This is a genomic window from Alistipes sp., assembly GCF_048465575.1.
In the GTDB taxonomy this organism is placed as follows: domain Bacteria; phylum Bacteroidota; class Bacteroidia; order Bacteroidales; family Rikenellaceae; genus Alistipes.
In genome coordinates this window covers 42,166-67,614 of sequence record NZ_DBFWLG010000009.1, presented here as the reverse complement: position 1 = coordinate 67,614, position 25,449 = coordinate 42,166, and the positions used below count along the sequence as shown (strand labels likewise).

20 protein-coding genes and 1 other RNA gene are annotated in these 25,449 nt (G+C 58.2%); 6 read left to right on the top strand and 15 right to left on the bottom strand.

Annotation, left to right across the window (positions count from 1 at the left end):
* Positions 1-44: 44 nt before the first annotated feature.
* The 3 genes from ACMQ11_RS02960 to ACMQ11_RS02950 form a co-directional block, all read right to left on the bottom strand.
* On the bottom strand, positions 45-1,181 hold the full coding sequence (locus tag ACMQ11_RS02960) for a glycosyltransferase (protein ID WP_418991177.1): 1,137 nt from the start codon (positions 1,179-1,181) through the stop codon (positions 45-47).
* Positions 1,182-1,245: 64 nt separating this feature from the next.
* The gene (locus ACMQ11_RS02955; RefSeq protein WP_418991176.1) at positions 1,246-1,779 is read right to left on the bottom strand and encodes a ferritin-like domain-containing protein; all 534 of its coding nucleotides are present in this window, start codon (positions 1,777-1,779) and stop codon (positions 1,246-1,248) included.
* Positions 1,780-1,851: 72 nt separating this feature from the next.
* Entirely contained in the window at positions 1,852-2,580 is a 729-nt protein-coding gene (locus tag ACMQ11_RS02950; protein WP_418991175.1) for an acyl-[acyl-carrier-protein] thioesterase, read from the bottom strand.
* An 89-nt stretch (positions 2,581-2,669) separates the two neighbouring features.
* Here ACMQ11_RS02950 and ACMQ11_RS02945 point away from each other — a divergent pair, with 89 nt between their 5' ends.
* From ACMQ11_RS02945 to ACMQ11_RS02925, 5 genes are all read left to right on the top strand, one after another.
* Positions 2,670-3,281, top strand: coding sequence for a hypothetical protein (locus tag ACMQ11_RS02945; RefSeq protein ID WP_418991174.1), 612 nt, complete (start codon positions 2,670-2,672; stop codon positions 3,279-3,281).
* Positions 3,282-3,428: 147 nt separating this feature from the next.
* Complete coding sequence (locus ACMQ11_RS02940) at positions 3,429-4,148, top strand: DUF2975 domain-containing protein (protein ID WP_418991173.1); 720 nt, start codon at positions 3,429-3,431, stop codon at positions 4,146-4,148.
* A gap of 12 nt (positions 4,149-4,160) precedes the next feature.
* Complete coding sequence (locus tag ACMQ11_RS02935; RefSeq protein WP_418991172.1) at positions 4,161-4,379, top strand: helix-turn-helix domain-containing protein; 219 nt, start codon at positions 4,161-4,163, stop codon at positions 4,377-4,379.
* Positions 4,380-4,412: 33 nt separating this feature from the next.
* Complete coding sequence (locus ACMQ11_RS02930) at positions 4,413-7,247, top strand: M16 family metallopeptidase (RefSeq protein ID WP_418991171.1); 2,835 nt, start codon at positions 4,413-4,415, stop codon at positions 7,245-7,247.
* 98 nt (positions 7,248-7,345) lie between these two features.
* Positions 7,346-9,403 carry an LTA synthase family protein gene (locus ACMQ11_RS02925; protein ID WP_418991170.1) on the top strand — a complete coding sequence of 686 codons (2,058 nt, stop codon included), beginning with the start codon at positions 7,346-7,348 and terminating at the stop codon, positions 9,401-9,403.
* Positions 9,404-9,739: 336 nt separating this feature from the next.
* On the opposite strand, the gene ACMQ11_RS02920 is transcribed toward ACMQ11_RS02925, so the two are convergent.
* The 10 genes from ACMQ11_RS02920 to mltG all read right to left on the bottom strand — a co-directional run bounded on the left by ACMQ11_RS02920 (position 9,740) and on the right by mltG (position 24,362).
* Complete coding sequence (locus ACMQ11_RS02920; protein WP_418991169.1) at positions 9,740-10,756, bottom strand: DUF5689 domain-containing protein; 1,017 nt, start codon at positions 10,754-10,756, stop codon at positions 9,740-9,742.
* 27 nt (positions 10,757-10,783) lie between these two features.
* The gene (locus ACMQ11_RS02915) at positions 10,784-13,540 is read right to left on the bottom strand and encodes a carboxypeptidase-like regulatory domain-containing protein (RefSeq protein ID WP_418991168.1); all 2,757 of its coding nucleotides are present in this window, start codon (positions 13,538-13,540) and stop codon (positions 10,784-10,786) included.
* Positions 13,541-13,554: 14 nt separating this feature from the next.
* The gene (locus tag ACMQ11_RS02910; RefSeq protein ID WP_418991167.1) at positions 13,555-14,589 is read right to left on the bottom strand and encodes an endonuclease/exonuclease/phosphatase family protein; all 1,035 of its coding nucleotides are present in this window, start codon (positions 14,587-14,589) and stop codon (positions 13,555-13,557) included.
* A gap of 18 nt (positions 14,590-14,607) precedes the next feature.
* On the bottom strand, positions 14,608-15,855 hold the full coding sequence (locus ACMQ11_RS02905) for a DNA/RNA non-specific endonuclease (protein WP_418991166.1): 1,248 nt from the start codon (positions 15,853-15,855) through the stop codon (positions 14,608-14,610).
* Between the two features lie 126 nt (positions 15,856-15,981).
* Entirely contained in the window at positions 15,982-20,457 is a 4,476-nt protein-coding gene (locus ACMQ11_RS02900; RefSeq protein WP_418991165.1) for a DUF5689 domain-containing protein, read from the bottom strand.
* Between the two features lie 250 nt (positions 20,458-20,707).
* Positions 20,708-21,172 carry a DUF4293 domain-containing protein gene (locus ACMQ11_RS02895; RefSeq protein WP_418991164.1) on the bottom strand — a complete coding sequence of 155 codons (465 nt, stop codon included), beginning with the start codon at positions 21,170-21,172 and terminating at the stop codon, positions 20,708-20,710.
* 3 nt (positions 21,173-21,175) lie between these two features.
* Positions 21,176-22,132: a glycosyltransferase family 2 protein gene (locus ACMQ11_RS02890; RefSeq protein ID WP_418991163.1), complete on the bottom strand. Its 957-nt coding sequence runs from the start codon at positions 22,130-22,132 to the stop codon at positions 21,176-21,178.
* A 3-nt stretch (positions 22,133-22,135) separates the two neighbouring features.
* Positions 22,136-22,708, bottom strand: a complete 573-nt coding sequence (locus tag ACMQ11_RS02885) for a DUF4199 domain-containing protein (protein WP_418991162.1) — start codon at positions 22,706-22,708, stop codon at positions 22,136-22,138.
* Between the two features lie 17 nt (positions 22,709-22,725).
* Complete coding sequence (locus tag ACMQ11_RS02880; RefSeq protein ID WP_418991161.1) at positions 22,726-23,328, bottom strand: L-threonylcarbamoyladenylate synthase; 603 nt, start codon at positions 23,326-23,328, stop codon at positions 22,726-22,728.
* Positions 23,329-23,348: 20 nt separating this feature from the next.
* A complete protein-coding gene (mltG, locus tag ACMQ11_RS02875; protein ID WP_418991160.1) occupies positions 23,349-24,362 on the bottom strand; it encodes an endolytic transglycosylase MltG in 1,014 nt (337 codons plus the stop codon).
* A gap of 48 nt (positions 24,363-24,410) precedes the next feature.
* Between mltG and ffs the strand changes: the two genes are divergently transcribed.
* Positions 24,411-24,509: signal recognition particle sRNA small type (ffs, locus tag ACMQ11_RS02870), an RNA gene on the top strand.
* Positions 24,510-24,626: 117 nt separating this feature from the next.
* Here the strand turns inward: ffs and ACMQ11_RS02865 are convergent.
* Both ACMQ11_RS02865 and ACMQ11_RS02860 read right to left on the bottom strand, forming a co-directional pair.
* Positions 24,627-25,172, bottom strand: coding sequence for a hypothetical protein (locus tag ACMQ11_RS02865; RefSeq protein WP_418991159.1), 546 nt, complete (start codon positions 25,170-25,172; stop codon positions 24,627-24,629).
* Positions 25,156-25,449, bottom strand: coding sequence for a DUF2089 domain-containing protein (locus ACMQ11_RS02860; protein WP_418991158.1), 294 nt, complete (start codon positions 25,447-25,449; stop codon positions 25,156-25,158). The genes ACMQ11_RS02865 and ACMQ11_RS02860 overlap by 17 nt, the downstream gene beginning before the upstream one ends.

Genomic DNA, 25,449 nt, shown 5'->3' with positions numbered 1-25,449 from the left:
TGTGATGCGTTGCGTCACAGCCCCTCGAATTTACGGGCAGCGCCCTACTCCACCATCCGGTACAACTCCGTGATCCGGTCGCACATTTCGTCCCACGAAAAGCGCCGCCGTTCGTCGACGCAGTTGGCGCGGAACCGCTCCAGAGTACCCGCTTCGTACATGCGGGCGATGGCGGCGGCTATGCCCTCAGTCGTGGGTGGAGCCACGTACCCCACGAGGCCGTCAGGCACGATCTCGGGCAGTCCGCCCACGTCGGTCACGACCATCGGCGTGCAGAACTGGTAGGCGATCTGCGTCACGCCGCTCTGCGTGGCGCTCTTATAGGGCTGCACGACGAAATCGGCCGCCGAAAAGTAGTAACGCACCTCCTCGTCGGGAATGAAGCGGTCGTGAAGAATCACTTCTTCCCCCAGCCCCTGATCGGCGATCTGCCGCAGATAAGGTTCTTTCGGGGTGTAAAATTCGCCGGCCACGATCAGCCTGCGCCCCGCCGTCTTTCCGGCGCGACGAAGAGCCGCCCAGGCGTCGAGCAGCAGGTCCAGCCCTTTGTAGTCGCGCACCAGTCCGAAAAAGAGCGCATAATGCAGGGCGGGATCGAGCCCCAGGCGGCGGCAGGCCTCCTCGCGGGCGACCCCCTGGCCGAAATTCTCGAACAGCGGATGGGGCGAGAAGAGGGCCGGCACATCGGTGTAGGCTTCGAGTTCGCGGTGCACTTGCTCGGACATATAGACGAAGCCGTCTACGGCGTGGAGGAAATAGCGGTTGAAAGGTTTGTCGGTCAGATGGTGCTCGTGCGGCTCGACATTATCGATCTGGCATAGCACCCGAGTGTGGCCGTTGCCGCGAGCCAATCGCGCGATGGTTCCGAATGCGGGGGCCATGAAAGGAGTCCAGTACTTGAGCAGCACGAAATCGGGCCGTTCGCGGCGGATACGGCGGCCGACGCGGAGCCAGTTCAAGGGATCGACCGTGTTGACCGAGCGGCGGATCGCAAGGTCCGCGGGCGGCGGCGTAGAGACCGTCTGGCTCTTTCCCGGAAAGAGCAGCGAGGGATATTGCAGCGTGAACGTCTCGATCCGGACCTCATTGCCCCGCGCCTGGAACGTGCGGGCCATGATCTCCATGATCGAAGCCAGTCCGCCGCGGTAGGGATGCGCCGGTCCCAGAATGGTGATTTTCATAGGACAAATATACGAAAATTCGGGACCCCGCAGCCGGAATCCCGAATTTTTCCGCAGTCAGGGGCTACTCGCCCTCGTCTTTCTGCTTGAAGCTGCGGGCCGTGTGCTTGCTGCCTGCAACGGACTGAAGCGCCAGGTACTCCTCACCGTAGTCCATGAGGTTCTGCAACTCGGTGCGGAACGTGTCGAGGTGTTCCTCCTCCTCGACCAGTATGTCCTGGAACATCTTGTGCGTCACGGCATCGCGGTTTTCGGAAGCCACACGCGAAGCCTCGTTGTAGGTATCGATGGTATTCTGTTCGAGCTGCATGGCCAGGCGCAGCATCTCCTTGACGTCCGTAACCTGCCGCGTGCGGAACGAGGCGTTCATGTCCACGTCGCCCTGGAGGAACATGATCCTATCGGAGAAATCCTCGATATGGCGCATCTCGGCGATCGAGATTTCACGCATGATCTTCGACAGATGCTGGTAGCGTGAGTCCTCGAAATGGGTGTGAAAATACATGTACTGGAGCGAGGTGGCGATCTCCTTGCCCACGGCATCGTTCAAAAGGTCGATGCTCACCTGGTGCTTGTTCTTGACTTCGGTAGCTTCCATAATGAAAAGGTTTTGCAGCCCTGAGCTGCAAAACCCGTTCCACTCATCCCCGGCGGTACGTTCCCGGCGGCTCTATTTCCACTCGATAGAGGCGCGCAGGGCGATGGTCGAGTCGTCGGCCCGAATCTCATAAAGGGCAGCGCGTTCGCGCAGTTCGCAGCCCACCGAAAGGGTCTGTCCGTAGCGGCATTCGTGCAGGAAATGAATATCCAGCCGCACCGGAGCCTCGCCGGTCAGCAGTTCGAGCGGCAGCATGTCGAACATCATCTCGATGTAGCGCATCGTGTTGACGTGGCGGTTGAAATCGATGTCGCTGTATGCCACGCGGTGCTCCGCGGTCGCTGTCGGCACGACCTCGCGGACCTTGCGGGGTCTGTCCGTCGGCGAGGGGACGTCGACGATGGCTTCGGCGTGCTCGCGTCCCACCCACGACAGGTCGACCGCCGAGCGGGTCGCCAGGTCGATCATCGCCCACTGCGTCACGGCGCGACCGAACTCCGTACCGGCCGCGTCGGTGAGCGTGAAATTACGCGTCGAAAGCACGCGGCCGTAATCGCTGATCCACGTAGCGATGGTGTAATCCGTATATTGTCCGGGCCTGGAGTCCAGTTCGAGGGCCATGCGCGAAAGCACCCACGAGTGGTTGTCGGCATTGAGTGCGTCGACCCCGAAGCCTTTGCCGTGGGCGTCGATTCCGGCCGTGTTGAGCACAGCGGCCCCCAGCGAGGGAATCGTGGCCCGCAGGGTAAAATCCACATCCTGGGGTTCGACCCGGAAATCATAAAGCGATTTTTCCGCCATATTCTTTCTATTTTACTGTTTTCAGAGATACAAAGATAGGAAAAATTTACTATATTTGTTTTACTGTTAACCCCTTAAACCAGTTCGTTATGGAAATGAAGAAACTCGACTTTTCGCTGACCCTCCAGGACGCGATCTCCATCGGCGTGAAGAACGCCCCCTCGATCGTCGTAGCCGTCGCGCTGTTCCTGGTAACCATCTGGATTCCCTATATCAATATAGGTACCTACATCGCCATCACCCTGCTGCCCACGCAGCTGGCCAAGGGCGAGGTGATCAATCCGCTGAGCATCTTCGACAGCAAGTACCGCCGCTACATGGGCGAATTCCTCATTACGTGGGGCCTGATGATCTTCCCGCTGTTGATCGCGTTCCTGTTCCTCTACATCCCGGGCATCGTGCTGTCGCTCTCGTGGGCGCTGGCATTCTATTTCCTGATTGAGAAAGGCAAGAATCCGATCCAGGCCATCAAGGCTTCGAACGACGCCACCTACGGCAGCAAGTGGACCATGTTCGCCGTCATTCTGCTCTTCGCCGTGGCCGCCATGATCGTGGCCGGCGTGTTCAGCGCGATCTGCGGTGCGATCAACGTGGGTTTCATCACGTTCGTGGTGATGTTCGCCGTCATCGTGGTGATCTTCTCCGTGGGTATGGCCATCAACGCTTCGATTTGGAAGCAGCTCAAGGACAACGTGGAATAATTCTTCCCGCCATTTCCGGCAAAGAGGACAGCATGCGTGCTGTCCTCTTTTCTATTGGGTGCTAATTTTATCGAAAAACGATAAATATTATTTGTTTTTCGAAAATTTGTCGTATATTTGCAGCGGTTAACTTTAAACAGGAACACAATGCAGAACAAAAAATCGCTGTTGCAGCGACTGCTGGTAATTTACATAACGTTTTTCATCGTGCTGGTGGCAAGCATCGCCCACGGATTCCTGCCCGATTTCTCCAAAGGCTACTCTGAAGGCAGCCAAATGGGAAACGACATCGTCAAAAGCTGGATGTCCGGCACGCCCCGGCGGGTCTATATGCTCTCCAACATTGCGATCGCCAACTCTCCGCGCAGCGAGATCGCACTGGACAGCGTCGCGGCAGCAGACCGCTCGGTCGAAGCACGCATCGGCACCCTTTGCCTGACCGTGGAGGAGGATGCGCCGGGCGCTTCAGTCATGGGTATCGCATTCGGTTCGATCGGCGGCAGCCCGTGGCTCTACCTGCTGACCGTACTGAATGTACTGGCATTCGCTGCGATCATCGTGTTGATGATCCTCATCATCCACTCGCTGCGGCGCTCGATCCGCGAAGAGCACACGCTCGACAAACGCAACGTGTGGATGCTGCGCACGATCGGCCTGCTGACGATCCTGACCGAACTATTCCACGACATAGTCAACTGGCGCATGGCCCAACGCGCGGCCGAGGTGCTCGCAGGCAGCGGCTATGCGGTCGAGACCGGATTCCGGATCTCCTACTCGACCGTCATCATGGGTATTCTCGTCCTCTTCGCAGCCGAGGTGTTCGCCATCGGCCAGAACCTGAGCGAAGAGCAGAAATTGACCATCTAATTCGTGAGGTGTATGGCTATAATCATCAATATCGACGTCATGATGGCCCGACGCAAAATGTCGCTCGGCGAACTGGCCGAACGGGTGGACATTACGCCCGCCAACCTCTCGATTCTCAAAAACGGCAAAGCCAAGGCGATCCGCTTCTCGACGCTCGAGGCGATCTGCCGCGAACTCGACTGCCAGCCGGGCGATGTGATCGAATACCGCCCCGAACAGCCCGGGCAATAACCGACCGAACAACCACTAAAAAATAAATCGCCTATGAAAAAATTGATGTTGCTGATCGTAACGGCATTCGCCGCGAGCAGCCTGATGGCCCAGCAGATGGACCCGATGTCGCCGATTCCGGCCGACAAGGAGGTCCGCACGGGCAAACTGGAGAATGGCATGACCTACTACATTCGCCACAACGACAAACCCAAGGGGCAGGCCGATTTCTACATCCTGCACGACGTGGGCGCCATCCAGGAGAACGACAACCAGCAGGGGCTTGCCCACTTCCTGGAGCACATGGCTTTCAACGGCACCAGGAACCTGCCCGACAAGATGCTCACGGAGTACCTCGAAAAGGTGGGTGTCAAGTTCGGCGCCAACCTCAACGCGGCCACCAGCTGGGACTACACCGTCTACAACATTTCGGACGTCCCGACCACGCGCGAGGGCATCGTCGACTCGGCCCTGTTGATCCTGCACGACTGGTCGCATTTCATCGCGCTGGAGCCCAAGGAGATCGACTCCGAGCGGGGCGTCATTATGGAGGAACTGCGCACGCGCGACGGCGCTCAGTGGCGTTCGATGATGAAGATGCTGCAAGCCGTCGGCAAGGGCTCGAAATACGAGCAGCGCAACCTGATCGGCTACCTCGACGACCTGAAGAGTTTCGAGCACCAGGCCCTGGCGGATTTCTACCACCAGTGGTACCGCCCCGACTACCAGGCCGTTATCGTGGTCGGTGACGTAGATGCCGAGGCTGTCGAAGCCAAAATCAAGAAGCTCATGAGCGATATTCCCGCTCCGGCAGCCGACGCTTCCAAAAAAGAGGTGGTCACCGTGCCCGACAACGAGGAGCCGATCGTCAGCATCTACACCGATCCCGAAATGCAGGGTTCGAAAGTCCAGCTCTTCATCAAGCGCCCGGCCATGCCCAAGGAGTACGGCAATTTGATCTATACCGAGATGCTCGACGTGATCCAGGCCTACATGACCTCGATGGAGAACGCCCGCCTGCAAGAGCTGGCCATGCAACCCGATGCGCCTTTCCTCGGTGCCGGCATGGCTTCGGGCGACGTTTTCGGTGTCATTCCCTCGCTCGACTATACGATCTTCCTGGCACAGACTCAGGACGGCAAGCTGCTCGAAGGCTATGAGGCCCTTTTGACCGAGATGGAGAAGATGCGCCGTTATGGCTTCACGCAGAGCGAGTTCGAACGCGCACAGGACAACCTGATGCGTTCGGCCGAGCGCTCCTACACCAACCGCAACGACCGCCGCAACGAGGAGTTCGTGGAGCGTTATCTGGATAATTTCCGGAAGAATTCGCCCATGCCCGATGCCCGGACCGAGTGGCAGCTCGACAGCATGCTCATCAAGTCCGTGAACGTGGATGTCGTCAACAACATCGCACAGAAACTCATCACCCCGACCAACCAGGTGATCGTCGTGACGGCTCCGGCCAAGGAGGGCATCGTCAACCCCACCGAGGAGCAGCTCCTCTCGATCCGCGACAAGGTGGCCGCGGCTGAGATCGCAGCCTACGAGGACAACACCGTCAAGGAGCCGCTCATTGCCGAGGATATCGTGTTGAAAGGCTCTCCCGTGGCGAAAACGACCGAGGATGCCGCGTTCGGAACGACGGAGTGGACCCTCGCCAACGGCGTGAAGGTCGTGGTCAAACCCACCAAGTACAAGGCCGACGAGGTACGTCTGAGCGCTGTGGCCAAAGGCGGTCTGTCGGTTCTGACGGACGAGGAGTTCTACATGGGCGAAATAATGCCTGCATTCAACTCCGTGTCGGGTGTAGGCAAGTTCAGCGCCACGGACCTCAAGAAACAGCTTTCGGGCAAATCGGCCTCGGTGCAGCCCTCCGTCGAGAATTATGCCAGCGCTATGAGCGGTGTCTGCTCGCCCAAGGACCTCGAAACCATGATGCAGCTCGTCTACCTCAATTTCACGCAGCCCCGCTTCAACGCCGACGACTACAACAGGCTGGTGACGATGCTGCGGTCGCAACTCGAAAACGCCAAGAACAACCCCGATTACCTGATGGAGGAGAAATTCATGGACGTGGCTTACAACAACAACCCGCGCCGCCAGATGATCTCCCTCGAGCAGATCGACAAGTTTTCGTTCGAGCAGTTGCCGGGTATTTACTCGAAACTCTACCCCGATGCCAACAGCTTCACGTTCATGATCGTGGGCAATGTGGACCTCGATACGCTCAAGCCGCTGGTCGAGAAATACATCGGTTCGATCCCCGCATCGAAGACGCCGATGACGTTCGTGGACGACAAGGCAGCACCGGTCAAAGGTGCCGTGACGGAAGATTTCCGCACCGCGATGCAGCAGCCCAAGGTTTCGGTACACTACCTCTTCTCGGGTGACATGCCCTACACGCTGCCGAACAAGATTGCGCTGACGTTCCTCACACAGGCGCTCAACTCGCGTTATCTGGTTTCGATCCGCGAAGAGAAGGGCGGCACGTACGGTGTCCACGTCTCCGGCTCGACAGCGTATATCCCCGGTGAAACCTACAAAATGGACATTCAATTCGACACCAACGAGGAGATGGCCGACGAGCTGCGCGAGATCGTGATGCAGGAGATCGAACAGATCGCCCAGAACGGTCCTAAGACCGAGGACATCGAGAAGACCCGCGAATTTTTGCTCAAAAGCTGGAAAAACAGCCTGGAGCAGAACGGCGGATGGATGAACTACCTCCAGGCAAAATACGGCTCGGGACTCGATTACGTCGCCGACTACGAGCAGGCGCTGCGGTCGCTGACCAATGCCGACGTGCAGGCCCTGGCCCGCAAGATGCTCGACGACGACAACCTGGTGCAGGTAGTCATGCGGCCCGAAGCAGCCAAAGCCGAGTAAAAATAGACCGAACTTTCCAAAAGGCAGCCATTTACGGCTGCCTTTTGTTTTGCCGATGGCGGAAAAAGATTAACTTTGTGCCCAAAATAAACACAAACATGCGAAAAAGTATCCGCCTTGTCACGGGCATCTATCTCAAACTTGCAATACTTACCCTTGCCGTCGGCTTCATTCTGCGCATCGTGCTGCTTTTCAACGAACAGACCTCCGACCTCGGATTCTCGTTCGGTGAGTGGTGCCGGATCTTCCTCGCGGGCGCCGTCAACGATTTCGCAGCCGCTACCGTCGGATTCGTGTTTCTGTGGCTCTTCATGCTGAGCGTCTCCCGGACCAAATACCGCAAACCGTGGGGTTATCTCATTCTGGGTATTCTCACTGCCGCATTCTGCTACGTCGCGTTCTGCAACACCATCTTCGACGAGTACGGCAGCGTCGCCCCGCGCATCGCCTCGATCGTCCTGGGTTACTGGGTGGTAACATTTGCCATCAGGCTCTTTTTCAAGGGATTCCGCCCCTATTGGACCACGGTATGGTTCGCCCTCTTCATCACGTTCTACGTGGGTGCCATCGTATTCAACGGCTTGAGCGAATATTTCTTCTGGAACGAGTTCGGCGTGCGCTACAATTTCATCGCCGTCGACTACCTGGTCTACACCAACGAGGTCGTGGGCAACATCATGGAGTCCTACCCCGTTGTCCCGATGCTGCTGGGCATCATCGTCGTGACGCTTCTGCTGACCTGGTATCTCTTCCGGCGTGATCTGGCGCGCGCCCCCATGCTCTATGGCTGGCGGTGGAAAGCCGTCATCGGTCCGGCGTACATCGCGGCCCTGCTGATCGCCGTGTGGCTGCTCGGATTCAACACCCGCTTCCAGAACAGTCCGAACGTTTACGTCAACGAGTTGCAGGCCAACGGACTCTACAAATTTTACGACGCTTTCGTCAAAAACGAACTGGATTTCAACCGCTTCTACCTCACGCGGCCCGAAGCCGAAGCCGTGGCGTTCGTGCACGATGTCTACGACAGCACGGCGGACAATCGGCACGCTATTGTCAGCGACGAGCCCGAGGTGCATCGCAATATCGTGCTCATCACCATCGAGAGCATGAGCGCTTCGTTCATGGAGCGTTTTGGCAACACGCGGCAGTTGACACCCGTGCTGGATTCGCTCTACCGGCTGAGTATGGCTTTCGACCGGGTTTATGCCACGGGCAACCGCACCGTACGCGGCCTGGAAGCCGTTACTCTCTCGCTGCCGCCCTGCCCCGGGCAGAGCATCATCAAGCGGCCGAACAATGGCGGCATGCACTCCGTCGGTGCCCTGTTGCGCGACAAGGGGTATAACGTCACCTATTTCTACGGCGGCAACAGCTATTTCGACAACATGGAGACCTTCTTTTCGGGTAACGGCTACAACATTGTGGATCAGCGGCAGTATGCGCCCGAAGAGATTTCGTTCGCAAATATCTGGGGCGTATGCGACGAGGATGCCTACCGCAAGGTCATCCGCACGCTCGACTCCCAGGCTGCTGAGGGCAAACCGTTCTTCGCCCATGTGATGACCGTCAGCAACCACCGTCCGTTCACCTACCCTGCCGGCAAGATCCGAATACCGCACGATTCGAAATCGCGCGAGGGCGGCGTGCTCTATACCGATTATGCGCTGGGGCAGTTTCTGGCCGAAGCCGCGCGGCAGCCGTGGTTCGAGAATACGATCTTCCTCATCACGGCCGACCATTGCGCTTCGAGCGCCGGACGCACGGAGATTCCACTGGGCAAATACCACATTCCGGCCCTGATCTTCGCCCCCGGATTCGTGGCGCCGCAGTACGTCGAAGGGGTTGTGTCTCAGATCGACCTGATACCTACCCTGCTGTCGCTGCTCGGCATGCGTTACGATTCGCATTTCTTCGGTCGCAGCGTACTGGACCAGACGTATGTCAACCGGGCATTCATCGCCACCTATCAAGACCTCGGATACCTCGAAAACGACACCTTCACCATTCTCTCTCCGGTCCGCCGCTTCGAGCAGTACAGGCTGAACCCCACGGCGGAGAATCCCTACCACATCGAACCGGCACTTGAGACAGATTCGGCGCATCTCGACCGGGCTATCTACTACTACCAGAGCTCCGCGGCGTGGAACAAGCGCTGACCTGTTTTTGGTATTGCCGAGACGAAAGGCATGTGGCGGCTTTCCACTGGCGTTGAACGAGACGTTTAAGTTGGCAGGTCCGGGTTTGCCTTCCGCACCGTCCTCCCCCGGCCAGCGAGGATGCCTGATGCCGAGCAGAAGATGAACCACTGCCCGCGTGACTGCGGACTGTCGATGCCTTCGGGACCGCATTTCTCAACCCGAACACATACCATCCCGCGAACAAACCGCTTTCGGAACAGTCTATCCACCCCGAAAAAACGGAAACTGCCCGAAGACAAAATCAAAAGCCCGGCTCCTTAAGTGGAGCCGGGCTTTTCATGGATAGACCGAGCGTTACGGAAGCACCTTCACGTCCGCATCGCTGATGAGAATCAACTGGTAGGCCGGGTTCTGTCCATTAGGCCCCGTGTACTTGGTGTAGATTGCCGTCAGATCGACCAGTTTGCCGTCGGCCGGAATCTTCTTCTCGCGGAACTGCGCATAGCCGCTCGTACGGACCACGTAGTTGCCGGGAGTAGCGTTCACATCGCCGTAGGTGAACCACGCCGAACCGTAGAAGAAATAGTCGATCTCGCCCTCGCCGCCGGTATTGAGATTGGGCATCTTGCGCTTGGTAGCCCACGTGTCCACGTTCTCCCATCCCGGATCGGAGGTATCGAAATTATAGGTCGAATTGGCAAAATAGTTCGGGAACGTATTTTTGTAGCCCCATCCGGCCGTACCGAACTTGCTCTGTACGCCCTCGAAGCGCACCAGGCGACCCAGATCGTCGTCGGAAAGCGTCGTCAGGTAGTTCTCCCTGGTGACCACCAGCGTATCTGCCTTGGTCATGCCGATCTGTTCGCCGACCTTGACATGCTCCTCGATCATGATGAAATTCTCGATGTTGTCGTTGGAGTAGGAGGTATTGGCCGAACGGGTACCGATGCTCACCATACCGCGGTAGTTGCCCAGCACCAGCCCCTTGAGCTTGATGAATACCTGGCGGCCGACCGGATAGAAGAGGTAGTTGCCGGTATTGAGCTTGACCTCGATGGCCGATCCGGACTCTTCGTCGTAGATATAGATCGACTTGTAGATGCTGCCGTAACGGTCGCTCGATATGACCTTACCGCCCGTGAAGATATTTCCCTCCACGGTCCACGATGCCACCGAACCCTCGATCATACCCGGATTACGCTGCTTGAACTGCTCCTTGAGGTCCCGGATGGAGACATACTCCGCTCCCTCATTCTCCAGTTCCTTCTGTGTGTAGATCTTGGCGGGCTTCGGATTGCTGAAATCGTTGTAACAACCGACGAAGAACAATCCGGCCGCAGCGATCAGTGAAATTTTAAATAATCTGTTCATACTTTTCATGCTTTAGTCGTTCGGACGTCAGAAACGGAAATAGATATTGAGGTAATAGGTCGTACCGAACATGTAGAAATACTTGGAGTCGAACGGCTGGTAGGAGGTGACGGTCGTTTCGGTGTTCTTCGACAGACGCGTCTGCTCGTAACCGCCGGTCTTGATCTTCTGGTTGTTCAGGATATTCTTGACCTCCAGGCTGAAGCCCAGCGTATAGAGCCGGTGAATGTACCAGTTCTTGCCGATGCTGGCGTTGAGCGTATAGGCCGAGTCGAATTTCTCCTGACGGCGCATGTTGGCAACGTCGTCGGCCGTCATACCGCCCGTGATGACGGCGTCGGTACGATAGATCGGGCTCATCGACAGGTACATGTTGTCGTAGTAGTTGAAATCGGCCGCCAGGAAGATGTTGTTCGACGTACGGTACGAAAGCCCGACGTTGACGGCCGTCTGCGGAGTGCTCTCCACGCGGAAATCCTTCCAGTAGACCTTGCCCGACGAGACGATGCCGCCGCTGTTGTCCTGCGTCTGCACGTAGAAGGGATTCGAGTCGTAGGTGTACTGACCCCAGCTGACGGCGCCGTTCAGCGCCAAACCGCGGTAGAGCGGAATCGAAACGGCCGCTTCCAGACCGAAATGCAGCTTGTCGATGCCGCTCATGGCGAAATTGGTAAACGTCGCAGCCACGTCATCGTAGTAGGAGATGACCTTCGACTGGTCGTAGATGCGGGTGTAGTAACCCGAAACACGTGCCTTCAGATCACCCACGCGCAGGTTGTACGATGCGTCGATACCCAGCACCCGTTCGGCTTCGATACCCGGCGTAGCGGTGTTGCGCGTACGGGGCGATACGAACGCCGCCTGGAACTCGGGGGCCTCCTGCATGAAGATCACGTTGGCCTCCACGGAGTGCGCAGCCGAGAAACGATAGTTGAAATTGCCCTTTGCCTTGTATGTAAGGTAATTTTGCGTCTTGGAATCACCTTTCGAGTTGTCGATGAACAGACCCTTGCGCCACAGACCCTCGCGCCAGAGCGACGTATGGCCTACCTCGCCGCCGACCGTAACGCCCAGGCCGCCCAGGTTGAAATTGTACGAGGCCCATGCGCGCGCCCGGATGACATGCGCGTTGTAATCGTAGCTGTACTTGTCGCCCACCTTGGCCGCATGCGCCTTGTTGCCATGGCTCCAGTAGTAGTCGAGGTTGTTCTGATAGGCGATCGCATCCGAACCGAAATCGCGCTCGGCGAACTTGTCGATGTCGAGCCAGTACTCGCCGCCCAGCAGGTCCTTGACCTGGGAGTAGTACTCCGTGCGGTTCATGCGCAGCGAAACACCGCCGTTGATCTTCGAACTGTTGCGGAAGATGTGCGAGAAATTGGCCGCCAGGTTCCAGTCCAGCTGGTCGGTGTGGCGCTCCTCGACCATGTAGTTCGAACGACGGCCCGGATAGGTTTCATTGAGCTGATCGCCCTGGATGTAGTTGGTCTGGTACATATGATCCCAGCGCAGGTGGCGAATATCCATGTAGTTGGCCTGCCAGTAAACCATCTGCATGGCAGCGCCCATGCTGTTTCCGTCAAGTTTGTAGTAGCTCGGCAGGTAGCGGTAGTAATCGGGACGCGGGTCGGGACCGTTCTGCCACGTGAGGGCCGAATAGCCGTTCTTACCGAAGCGCAGCGAGGTGGCCAGGTTGAGCTTCGAGCGGTCCGTAATGTCGAACGTGTAGTTGAGCATCAGGAGCGGTTCGTGGTTGTTCCTCACGCGGGCGTTGCGCTTCTTGCCGTCCTGCCAGCCCCAGTTGGGATTGTAGTAATTGTTGCCCACCAGGTCGTAAGCCTCCTGGGTCGAAGCCTGCTGCGCACCGCGCTCGGTCGGTGCACCCAGCAGCGAGAGGGCCAAGCGGTGACGGGTTCCGAACTGCTTTTCGACAGCGGCGAAATAGCCGTAGGCGTTGTAGTAGACCCCGTCCACATAGGAGTTGCCGCCCTGGCGGGTCGAGAGCGAAAAAGCATACGACCAACCGTTGTCCTGATAACCCGAAGCGTAGGTGACCATGGCCCGGAAACGGTACATCGAGTTGCCGTTCACCAGGCTGGCACGCAAGCCCTTGCGCATCTGCGAGGGCGATGTGTTGATATTTGTCGTGCCGCCGATACCGCCCAGTCCCACGTCCGAAGCGATCAGTCCGGTCGAAACCTCCTGGTTGCGCGTGGCGTCGTTCAGACCGCTCCACAGCGACCACGGGGTGTAGCCCGTCAGGGCGTCGTTGAGCTGGATGCCGTTCATGTAGACGTCCTGGTACTGCGAATCGTAACCGCGGACGTTGAAGCGCATCTCGCTGAACTTGTAGGAGGCGATGTTGTTGAAGATGTCTTTCGAGGCCGAGAGCGACGTGGGCAGCGCCTGCGCATCGTCCATCGTCTCGGTGTCGAACTCCGCGAACACCGCGTCGTCGAGCGTCTGCTGCGGCAGGGCCGGCACGAGAATGACGGTGTGGATGTCGCGCATCATCCGCTCCACCCGGACCGCAAGGGTCAGGGGCTCGAATTCGGCGGCCTCGAACAGCAGCGAGTACTCCCCGCCCGGCACGTTCTCGATCTCGAAATTACCCTGTGCGTCCGTAGTCGTGGTCACATCGCCGGGCGTCATCGTAATCCGCACGTTCCCCAATGCGATACGGCCCGCACGCGACACGACCTTGCCTTTGATGCCTCCGTCCTGCGCATAGGCGCCGAGCGACAGCAAAGACATCATTAAAATTAGTAGACTCTTGATTTTCATATCCTGTAAGTAATTTATTTGGCAAAATAGATATACACCGGGAAATGGTCGCTGTATCCGCCCTGGAAATTGTTGCCCACATAGGTTCTGAGCGGATAGCCGCGGTATTGCCCCTCTTTCTGCACCATGTAGTGCTGCTTGAAGATGTTGCCGTAGTATTTCGATTTGGGAGCCCTCTGCAACTTGAGCGCGCCCTCGGAACCCGTCGCCAGGTTCTCCGAGACCACGATGTTATCGAAGATATTCCACGCATCGCCGTAGGCCAGCGTGCCCAGACCGGCCTTGAGCATGTCGGTGAAAGGGGCGTACATGTCGCCCGGCTGCAACTCGTTGATTTTGCCCTTGGCGCCCAGGCCCCGGGCGATGCTCGGGTCCGTGGGGTCGTCGTTGAAATCGCCCATCGCCACGATCTTGGTCGCCGGGTTGATCCGGAGCACCGAATCGGCCAGGCGGCGCATCTGCTCCCCGACGGCGATCCGCTTGAACTCCGAAGCCTCCTTGCCGCCCAGACGCGAGGGCCAGTGGGCGACCATGAAATAGAACGGCTCGTTCTCGATCGTGCCCCACATCGTCAGAATGTCGCGGGTCTTGAAATTGGGAAGCGTAGGAACGACGGTTTTGACCGGATAGCTCCCCTCGAGCTTGAAGACGTCGGGACGGTACATGAACGCCACATCGACGCCGCGCGCCTCGGGCGAATCGTAATGCACGATCCGGTAGTTGGCAGGGGCGAGGCGGGGCGTAGCCACGATGTCCTCGAGCACCGAGCGGTTCTCGACCTCCGAGACGCCGATGACGGCCGGATAGTTCCGGTCGAAAGCCGCGATGTCGAACAACACGCGCTCCATGTTGCCCAGCTTCTTGTAGTACTTGGCCGAATTCCACGCCTTGGGCCCCTCGGGTGTGAACTCGTCGTCGCGCACCTCGGGATCGTTGATCGTGTCGAAGAAATTCTCCAGGTTATAGAACATCACCTTGTAGGGCTTCTGCGCGAACGTGGCAGCGATCAGAAGCGCCAGGAGCAAGGTGCATGTCAGTCGTTTTTTCATCGGTCTGAAATTTAAGTTTTACAATCCCCAGGAAGCGGTCTCGGTCATGGTCTTGACCTCGGCCGGAACGTCGGGGAAGAACGTGAAGCCCGTTTTGTCCTCGATCTCCTTGACGCTCGTAGCCCAACTGCGGGGCTGGCCCTGGTTGGGCGCATTCTCCGGAACCCAGAATCCCAGCGATTTCAACTCGGAGGGCGCGCAATCCTGAAGCCTCTTTCCGGTCGCACCGCTCTTCGTGCGGACCACCACCTTGAAATAGGAGGTGGGCAGCGGACAGTTCTGGCCGGCCTTGTCGGTGGTCGAGGCAGTGCTGCCGGGACGCCAGTAGGCGCCCGTCACGACGTAGAGCGTGTCGGAGCATTTCCAGTCCCGGATCTTGCCCTCGAGTTGCACCCACGGACCCTGATTGAGCGACGAGGCCTGCGGCGTGGCGTTCGAATTGTAGAACGTCTGGTACTGCATCGTGGTGTTGGCGTTGCGGTCGGCGTTGGGAATCTGGTGCCCGCGGTCGAACGAGTAGCTGAATGCCGGCGAACGGTTGTAACCGCCGCGCGCCAGATCGGCCTGGAACGACGAAGCGATCTTGGGATCGAATGCCCAGGGGTCCTTGGAGGGACGGCCCGAGCCCAGGTAGGTCTTGTGCATCGGATAGGCCACCCACCACGAACCGCGCTTGGTCTTGTCGAAACACAACGTAAAATTGCGGCCCGTGAAATTCTTGCCTGCCGCCTCGTTGTAGACCGGACCGAAATGGGTCACATAGATGAAATTACCCGCATCGAGCGACTTGTTACCCTCGGCGGGAATCTCGGGCCATGCCCGGTTCCATCCGGCCGTGTAGACGTTCTGCCCCGAATTGGTGCTGAACTGCACCATCTCCAGTTCGACGGGCTCCTGGCCCGCGAACGTAAAACGGATCGTCGCCGTGCGGTCGTTGCGGGTGTTGTTCGGCCAGTAATAGACGTATTGCGTCCGGGCCGCCAGGCTCGTGCCGACCTCGCCGGTCTTCACGGTCTGACCGCCGGGCGCCGATCGGTTGAACGACACCCACTCCTCGCCCGAGGTGATCTCAGCCGTCCAGCCGGTGCCCTCGCGTCCGGTCACCTCCAATACGGCGGCCCCCTCGGAGTCGGGCTTGATGGTCTTTTCCATATCCCACTCCACGGAGTTCGCGCCGCCGGCTCCTCCCTCGTTCTTGTCGTCGCCGCAAGCGGTCGTCAGGAACGCCGTCAGGGTCATCATCACGACGCCCTTGACCAGAGCCATTATGTTATAGTTGTGTTTCAAAGTCATTCGATCTTATTCTGTATACAAAAGTAGGCTTTGTTTCGGAAAACCCGCCCCCGGCAGGGAAATTCCTGCCGGGGAGGGATAACTTATTTCGAAAGCCGGTTATTTCCTTTCTACTATCGTCAGGTTGTCGAGGTAGAAACGATTTTTCGACTTGATTCGGGCAGCAACGGTAACCGTAGTCTCGGGAGTAATGCCTTCCAACGTGTAAGTCAACGTCTGCATATCGGCCGTCAACTGGTCCGTCGTAACCGATTCGGCCCCTTGAATCGTACCACCGCCGTTGACCGTAATCACCACTTGCGTTTTGTCGGAACCAAAGGTTTTCAAATCCAAATTCAACTCAGCGGAAGCCGATGCGCCGGGAACATTTTTCATGGCAGGAGTAGTCAAAGTACCGATTGCAGAACTCGAACCGAATTTCAGTGTTCCATTCGCTCCTGCGTAAACTTTAGCACCCGAGGAATACTTGTCTTTATAATCGTCAACCGATCCGGTAAGCGATGAAGCAATATCGCTGGTTCCGTCTTCATTCAGCGTATCGAACTGGCTGAAATCGTCTTTCCAGAAAGTAGCGACCTGCCCTGCCGCCGGCTTCTTTTTCTGCGTCAGCGTGACATTCATGCTGTTGCCGCCGGCGATCGATACGGTCATTGTCTTTACGATGTCCGCATCGGTTTCATTGGCCGCCTGGGGGGGGGTAACGGTGATCCTATCGCCGTTGGTCACAGCCGTGAAAGGAGCGATGTCGCCATGCAGGCTCAGCGCGGCGCTGGTGCCGGCAATTGAGACGTTCACATCCCTGCTATCGGTCTGATCGAAATTCCACGAGAGCGACGAGGGCGTAACGCCCGTAATGGTCGGCGTCGTGCTCTTGAAATCGGCTACGTCGGCCGGAGTTTGCGGGTAGAGCTGGGCCTTGTTGTCGTAATACTCGCCCACACCGATCAGATAACCGTTCGTCTTGGTCTGGGAGATCATCTCGTCTTTCCACGTCACCGTCTTGTAGTTGGCAACGGAGAGCTCCGTGGTCCCGTCGTTGAAAAGACGGTACTGGTAGTTGTCATTAGTGGTGATCCAGGTCGTCTCGCTGCCCGTATAGTGCAGTCCGCCGATCTTGACGAGCATCCCCTGGTAGTCGTTGGTGTTGAACTGCGCTACCGTGATTTCGGCCGGAGTTATCGTGACGGTCGTATTCTTGTCGACCACGGGCTCCACCTTGTTGATCTTGAAATAACCGCCGTTGTACACCTCCGAGGTAGCCGTGATCGGAATCGAAATCTTGGCACCCACCGGATAGGCTGTCAAATCCGTATACTGGTTGTCGGAAAGGATGATACCCGAACCGGGGTTGCCGGTATTGTCGACCACGGCGAGCAACTTGTAGAGGTTGTTACCCGAATTGTTCGCGGCAATATACCCCTCGACGGTCTGCCCGGCCCATTCGGAAAGGGATGCGGTAGCCTTATTGGCGACATTGAGGGATTTGATGTAGGTCACGAACTCCGCCACCGTCTTGGGAGTTGCTGCCGCCTTGCCGGCCTGCGTCACGTTGATCGTCGCGGTGGCTTTCTTCTCGGCGGTTGCGTTCTCGGCCAGAAAGACCGTTACGGTCGTCGTGCGGGCCTCGGCGCTCTCGTTGTCGGTCAGCGTCGTCACCTTGACGGTTTTGTCGGTCGCCTCGGCCTTGAAATTGGTCGCATCGGCCACCGTGGCGAAGAGCGACAGTCCGTCGGCATTGGCAACCGTATACACCTGCGTCTTGCCCGTAGCATCCGCCTCGGCGGCAAACTCCATCGAAGCCGTGGCGGGCGTCAGCGACGGCGTCGGCGTGGAGCCGCCGTCGGCGTACCAGAGTTCCAGCCGGGTAAACTGGGCGTTCTTTGCGTTTGCGACCAGAATCCGGTATCGAGTATTCTCGGCCGTGCCGCTCAGTTCGTAGGTATAGGACGCTTGCGTCTGTGCGGTCCAGGTCTGCGCCGCACCGCCGGAAACGACGGCTCCGGCTGCATCCGTAATGGCTACCTCAACGGCAGCAACGGCGTTCGTAGAGGTGCAGACGACTTTCGAGAGCGACTTGCCGGCCACGGCGGGCAGCTCGATATAAGCGTCTTTCGACCCCAGCATCAGATAGGTCTTATCCGTCTTTTTATTATCGACATAAACATAACCTTTATAATATCCCTGCTCGTCTGTTCCATTCATGGTGCCGACCAAGGTAAAATCCTTTCCGGTGCCGAACTGGTAGGTCGCGGGACCATAGGTACCTTTCTTGGTCGGGAAATCGGCAGGGAAAACGGCCGCGTCCTTGGTAAAGTCGATCCAAACGTCGGCATCGCTCGTAGCGGAGGCTTCGGTGGTGAAAGTCAACTCCGAGCCGGCCAGCTCCGCGCCGCTCGCGGGCGTAGCGTAGGCGCGATATACATAGGTGGTGCCGGCAGCCAGCCCCGTGAGGTTCACCGTCCAGGGAGAGGTTTTGCTCGTTGCAGCAACCTTGGTGGCGGCATTCCAATCCGCAGCCGCAGCCGTCTTGACGGCATACTGCACGCCAACGGCCGTGTAGTCGGCGATGTTGGCGCCGGCGAGCGATCCGCCGACCGTAGCCGTCGTCTCGGTGATCGCCGAAGCAGCCGTCGTAGAGACGCTGGCCGGAACGACACCGCCCGTGCGGGCCGTCAGCAGCACGTCCTCGATACGCAGACCCGTCTTATTGGTCGTGCCGGTATATTCGTAAGCGATCTTGAACCAGAGCTGCGAAGCGGCCTGCGGGAAATCGTACGAGCCCGTCACTTTCTTCCATTTGGTTCCGTTAAGCTGTTCTGAAACAGCGTATTCAACTTTTGTCCAGTTGTTTCCGTCGAACGAAACAGATACGGTTGGTTTATCCGTAGCCAAATCCAACGGATTCGTTCCCGCCAGAATACCGAACGAGAAATCGATGCCCGTTTCATTGGTCAGCGTCAGCTGGTTGACAGCGAAATAGGCGTCGCCCTCCTTGGTGCGGCCGGCCAGCCACATATGTCCCTTGCCCGTAAATCCTGCCGTAGCAGCCTCGGGAGAGGTCGTAGCCGTCCACCGGACCGAAGCGTTGCTGCTGCTGTACGAACTGCCGCTCTGGTAGCCGTAGCCGCCGCGAACCAGGTACTGCTGGGCTGCCTCTGTATCCAAATAGGGCCACGAATCCAACTTTTCTTCCAGGTCGCCGAAGCTCTCGACGAAGAGCGCATCGACCTTGCCCGACTGGAGCACCTTGATAATCACCGGCTCGACGCCCTCGGCGGTGAACGTCACGGAACCCAGCTCTTTCTCGGCCTGGTCCTCGTTCGCAGCCGTCGTCGTGACGGTAACCGTACCGGCGTTTTCGCCCGACGCAGGATCGACCGTAAAGCCGCTGCCGTTCGTGGAGACGGTCCATGCGAGGTTCGAGACGACCGAAATGGTCGAAGAGACACCGGCAGCGGCGCCCAGCGTGATCTTGTCCGAGGGGGTCGTGTTGAGCATCGGAGCGTTCGAAACGAATGCGGCAACATCCGACGGTTTGGTCGGGATAAGCTGGATATTGTCGTAGTTCTGCTCTGCGGTACCCAGCATGGCACCCGTGTTGGCTACGATAATCAGCGAAGCGAAATCGGAAGCGTTCGTCTCCGTATTGTCCGACATAAAGGACTGCACGGTCTCTTTGTCGGCGGCATCGAGTACGACTTTGCGTTTCGAGCCGGTCGCCCAGGCTTCGCCGACATAGGTCTCCTGCGGCGTCAGATCGAGCACCTTAACATACTGGCCCTGGTAGTTGCCCGCATTGAGCTGGGCTGCGGTCAGCGACGGTACCACAACTTCGACAGGATCCTCTTCCGAGACCGTAATCGCAACACCTTTCACCTCCCGAAGGTTTCCGAACGGAGCGTATTGGGCCGAAGAAAGATTGAGCGTAACTTTCTTACCCACCGGATAGTTCACGCTATTGGCCTTGGTGAACAGCTTGGTATCGTAAAGAATAACGGCCGAATTGGGCAGCGAAATATTGTCACCCACGTAGAGTTTGCCGAAATTGTTTCCGCCCTCGTTATTGGCCAGGATGACACCCTCGACGGTAGTCTCGCTGTAATTCAGATCGACGGTCGATCCGCTTTGCGTACTGCCGAGTGCCGTGCGAATATACTCATTCAGCTTGCTGACTGGGCCGGCCTTGGGTGCGTCGCCCTGCTGCACGGTCACCGTCTTGGTCAGGTAGGCACCGTACGTGTTTTTAAGCTGGAAATTCAGCGTGGCGATCCGGCCCTCGTTGCTTGCAGGCACGAGGATTTCGACCGTCGCATTGCTGTTGCCCTTGACCGGAGATGCGGTAACCCACTCCCCGCCGGCTTCGATGGAAAGTTCCCAGGGACGGTTGCTCTTCACCTTGAACACCGAAACGCCGTCCAGCGCCTCGCCGTCCGCCGTAAACGACAGCACGTCGGGTGTCACATCGAGAAAAGGCATACCGTTGTCCTCGTTATCGTCCACGCACGAGGTGAAAGCCGTGGCGGCAAACACCAGCATCGCGCCGAACAACAACTTCCATAAGTTCATCTTTTTCATAGAAGATTTGATTAAGTAATTAAAAATCGTTAATATATATCTTAAAATTCTTACAATTAATTACATAATAGCAATATTGTGGCTCAAATTTAAAATTATTTTCCGGACTGACAAAGCCAAGGCCGCCTTTTTTCTGTTACAAACGGGTTAATTTATCTCCTGCAACAATTTTCGCAACGTATTGCAGCCGGCGATAAAAAACCGGGACGTGCATTTCCCATGCACATCCCGGGCCATAACCGTTAGTTTGTCAGCGAATTCTGTCGGCAGCGCGTACGAGCATCTCGTCACGGAAGATCGCGCGGACCGCCAGGTAGGCAAAAACGAGCCCCACGAGCGGCAGCGCGATCGACGGTTTGAAACCCTGCATGTGGAAAGTCTGGTCGGAGAAAACGCGCCAACTGAGAAAATAGTAGATTCCCTCCATCACCGCAGCCCCCAGCAGAAGCACCATCTCGGCCACGCAGAGGCGGATCTGCAACAGCCGGCGCTTGTAAAGGAAGATCGTGACCAGCGGCACCGCCGTGGCAAGCGCCAGCACCACGCCCATGTAGGCGGTCGGCTGCACGGACTCACCGTCGGCGGTCCGCAGTGCGAAAGCATGGAGCGTGAATTCGCCCGCCTCGCCTGCGAACCAGGCCAGGGGCGCGAAAAGCGTGACGGCCATCAATGCCGTCAGCACAAGCAGATAAAGGGTCTGAATGCGTTGTATCATCGTTTACAAAGTTTTGTCGATCAGGTATTTGTTCCGCTCGCTCGATCCGCGGTTTATCAATTCGCCCAGGAATCCGGCCAGGAACAGCTGCACGCCGAGGATGACGGCCAGCATGGCCAGGTAGAACAGCGGCTGGTCCGTCACGGCGCGCAAAGGGATCCCGTGCAGCTGCTTCCAGATCTTGGCCGCAATGATCCACACCGTCGTGCCGCCGCCCACGAGGAACATCAAAGTCCCGAGGCTGCCGAAGAAATACATCGGAGAACGCCCGAAATGGGACATGAACAGCACCGTAATGAGGTCCAGATACCCTTTCACCATGCGTTCGAGGCCGAATTTCGAACAGCCGTACTTGCGGGCGCGGTGCTCGACGACCTTTTCGCCGATGCGGCGGAATCCGGCCTGGCGGGCCAGGATCGGGATGAAGCGGTGCATCTCGCCGTAGACCTCGATCGCCTTGACGACCTGGCGGCGGTACGCCTTGAGCCCGCAGTTGAAATCGTGCAGGCGGATGCCCGAGACCGAGCGGGCCGTCCAGTTGAAGAATTTGCTGGGCCAGCGCTTGCCCGCAGGGTCGTGGCGGCGTTTTTTCCACCCCGAAACCAGGTCGTACCCCTCGTCGAGGATCATGCGGCGCATGGCCGGAATCTCGTCGGGCGAGTCCTGCAAATCGGCGTCCAGCGTGAAGACCACCTCCCCTTTCGCCGCTGCGAATCCGCAGTAGAGGGCGGCCGACTTGCCGTAGTTGCGGGCGAACGAAATTCCCCGAACGGCAGCATATTTTTCTTTGAGCCGCTCGACGACCTGCCACGAGCCGTCCGTAGAGCCGTCGTCCACCAGAATGACCTCGTACGAAAGATTCCCGCCACGAGCCACGCGGTCGATCCACGCAACCAGTTCGGGAAGCGACTCCGCCTCGTTGTAGAGGGGCACGACGACCGATATGTCGAGTTTTTCCATCGGTTACTCCTCGTTTGTCTCCTCCCCGAAAGGCCGCGGAGCGCGCGCCACGATACCGGCAACGATCAGGCCGAAAAAGAGGCCGAACAGCAGACTCGAAAACACGCCGCTCCAGATCGTCCCCAGAAACGAGGGCGCCGGTGCCGTCTCGATCATCCCGATCGCCTGTGCAACGAAAGCCTGCATCGAAGCGGGGACGCCGCCGTCGCGGGCAAGCATGTCGGTGAAGACGGCCGCCACCCGCTCGGTATAGTTCGCATAGCCCAGAAAGAGGTTCAGATAGAGGTATTGCACCACCCCGAGCACAACGCCGGCCACGGCCGATACCGAGAGCACGAAGCCGTACCCCCGGCCGAACGAAAAGCCCTCTTCGGCATCGAAGCCGAGCGAATAGCTGCGCGAGAAGCGTTGCAGCAGGTAGTAGTGCAACCCCACGGCCACGATCCATTCGAGAACATACACGCCGAAACTGCCGGCGAGCATCATCCGTGTTTCGAGCAAGAACGATACGGCCAGCAGGAGGCCGACCAGGGCGCCGCAGCGGGCCGTTTCTTTCCAGTAATTCTTTGGTTCCATTATGCTGTTTCTTTACGTCATTGCAGTCGGGCTTTTCCCTCGCGCACGATTTCGGGCTCCTCGTCCGTGAGGTCCACCACGGTCGTAGGCACCCGGTCGCCCGGGCCGCCGTCGACGACCAGCGCCACCTCGCGCCCGTAGCGCTCGTGAATCAGCTCGGGATCGGTCGTATACTCCTCGGCCTGGTCATCCTCGCGGACCGAGGTGGTCAGGAGCGGACACCCCAGCGCCGCAACCACGGCACGGGGGATGGCGTTGGCGGGAATCCGCACGCCGATAGTGCGGCGTTTTTCGAGCGCCTTGTCCGGCATGCGTCCCGAAGCCGGGAGCAGAAAAGTGAACGGGCCGGGCAGGTTGCGCCTGAGGATGCGGAACGCCGCATTGTCCACACGGCAATACTCCGCCACCTGGGACAGGTTCTCGAAGACCACGGCAAGTTCGGACACACCCTTGCCCCGGATGCGGCGCAGGCGTTCGATGGCCCGCGGCGACCGCAGCGAGCAGCCGAAAGCGTAGACGCTGTCGGTGGGATAGATGACGATCCCGTCGTTTTCCAACGCCGCAACCACCCGCTGCAACTCCCTTTCCGAGGGGTTCTCCCCGTAGATCTTCGTCAACATGACGACAAATGTACGAAAAATTATCGAATCTTCCGCCGGTTCAGCTCGGCGCTGTACGCCCGGGCGTTGGCATTGTGCTCGCGGAGCGTGCGCGCGAAATTGTGGTAGCCGTCGAACGTGGGCCGCGCGCAGAAGAAAATGTAGTCGTGCTGCTCGAAATCGAGCACGGCCTCGATGGCCGCGCGACCCGGCATGCAGATGGGTGAGGGCGGCAACCCTTTGTTAATATAGGTATTGTAGGGCGACGGGTATTTCAAATGGCGGTAGAGGATGCGGCGCAGGCCGAAATCCTGCATGGCGTATTTGATCGTCGGATCGGCCTGCAAGGGAATACCGCGGCGCAGGCGGTTGATGTACACCCCGGCGATGCGGGGCATTTCATCCGTCTTGCGGGTCTCCTCGTAGACGATCGAGGCCAGGGTCATCACCTCCAGCCGGCTCAGGCCGCTGCGCTCGCGGCGAGCGTCGCGTTCGGGCGTCCAGAAACGGTCGTATTCGCGCTTCATGCGCGCGATCAGTTCGCGCGGCGTCACCGTCCAGTAGAACTCGTAGGTATCGGGAAGAAACATCGAAAAGAGCGTCACGCTGTCGAAACCCACGCTCCGGGCCACCTCGGAGGAGGTCAGCACCTCGGTCAGAAGCGTGGAATCGGCGTCGATCTGCCGCGCGAGTTTCTCAGCCAGCTGCGCCGGCGTACGCACGTTGTTGATCGTCACGCGCACGGGAGTTTGCAGCCCCAGCTTGAGCATGCGCGCCACCTCGATGACGCTCATGCCGGGTTTCAGCTCGTAGTGGCCCGGCTTGAAAGTCTGCTCCAGGTCGATCCGGCGGGCATAGACCCCGAACGCCCAACGGTGCCGCAGCCGGGGCATCAGCGAATCGGTCAGCTCGCCGTAATCCGCACGGCGGCTGACGAAAAGTTCGTACTCTTCCCCTACGGCGTTTCCGTAGAACTGCCGCTGCACGACCACCCCCGCGACTACAAGGAGCACCAACACTCCGAGCACGATGCCGAGCAAAGTTTTTTTACGCATTCCGCTAATTTTTTTGCAAAGATATAAAATTTTCCTACTTTTGTGCCCGGGTGAGTCTTATACGACCAGCTCCCGCAGAATCCCCCAGGCGAGGAATCGAGCAAGGGTATGCGGTCGTAGCGGTGCGATATAAGGAGCTCACCCATTTTTTAACATGTGCTGCGGCCCGAAAGGTCGCAGCACGTTTCGTTTCCGGTCGAGACGTCCTGCAACCGCAAAGGGAGCGGCAAAAACCGCTCCCTTTTGCGATGCGCAAAAACGTATTCAAAGACTGAAATAGCTTATTACCAACTGGATCGCCAAATTGACGATCACGAAGCACACCAGAAAGATGGCTACGCCGCTGCCGTTCTTGATATTGGCCGAGACGCGGAAAGCCATGCACCCCCACACCATCGACCAGACCAGCGAGATGGACGAGACGAGCAGCATGAGGTAGTAGAAGCCCGAAACGGCGAGCCAGGCGATGCTCTTGGGTTCGGGGTTGAACCCCCTGATCCAGCCGAACAAGACGCTCGAAATACCGTAGACGACGATCACGGGCAACAGGGCGAAAAGGTTGGTGGCGAAAATATCGAGGGCGCGGATGCGCGAGGGCGAAAAGACCAGCGCCGAAACATAGAGCAGCGACGCCATCAGCAGCCACAGCACCAGGTTGGTCGAGAGAATCGACATGACCTCCGTAAACGACCATTCGACCGGCCAACGGGCGATGCACACCAAGACCACGCAAAGAACGGTCCCCGCAAGGCCCCATCCCAGGGCCTTGCCGACGGAGAGATACTCGAACGGGTTAAGAATCCTGCTCATCGTTTTCGAATTTTGTGAGTTGCGATATGATGTCGTCCAGCCGGTTGCGCACCGTCGGATAGCTCAGGCCCAGTTTCTGGGCCATCTCTTTCAGGGAGCCGCTGCTTTTGATGAAATCCAGCACGAACTGCTGATCGGCAGCCGATAGCTGCATCATGACCGGCAGCGAGTAGTTTCCCTCGATGTGCGTATCGCACCCGTTGCAGTGCATCGAATGAACACTCAGCCGTTTACCGCACGACGGGCACATTTTGGGCAGGTTTTTGAATTGGGCCAT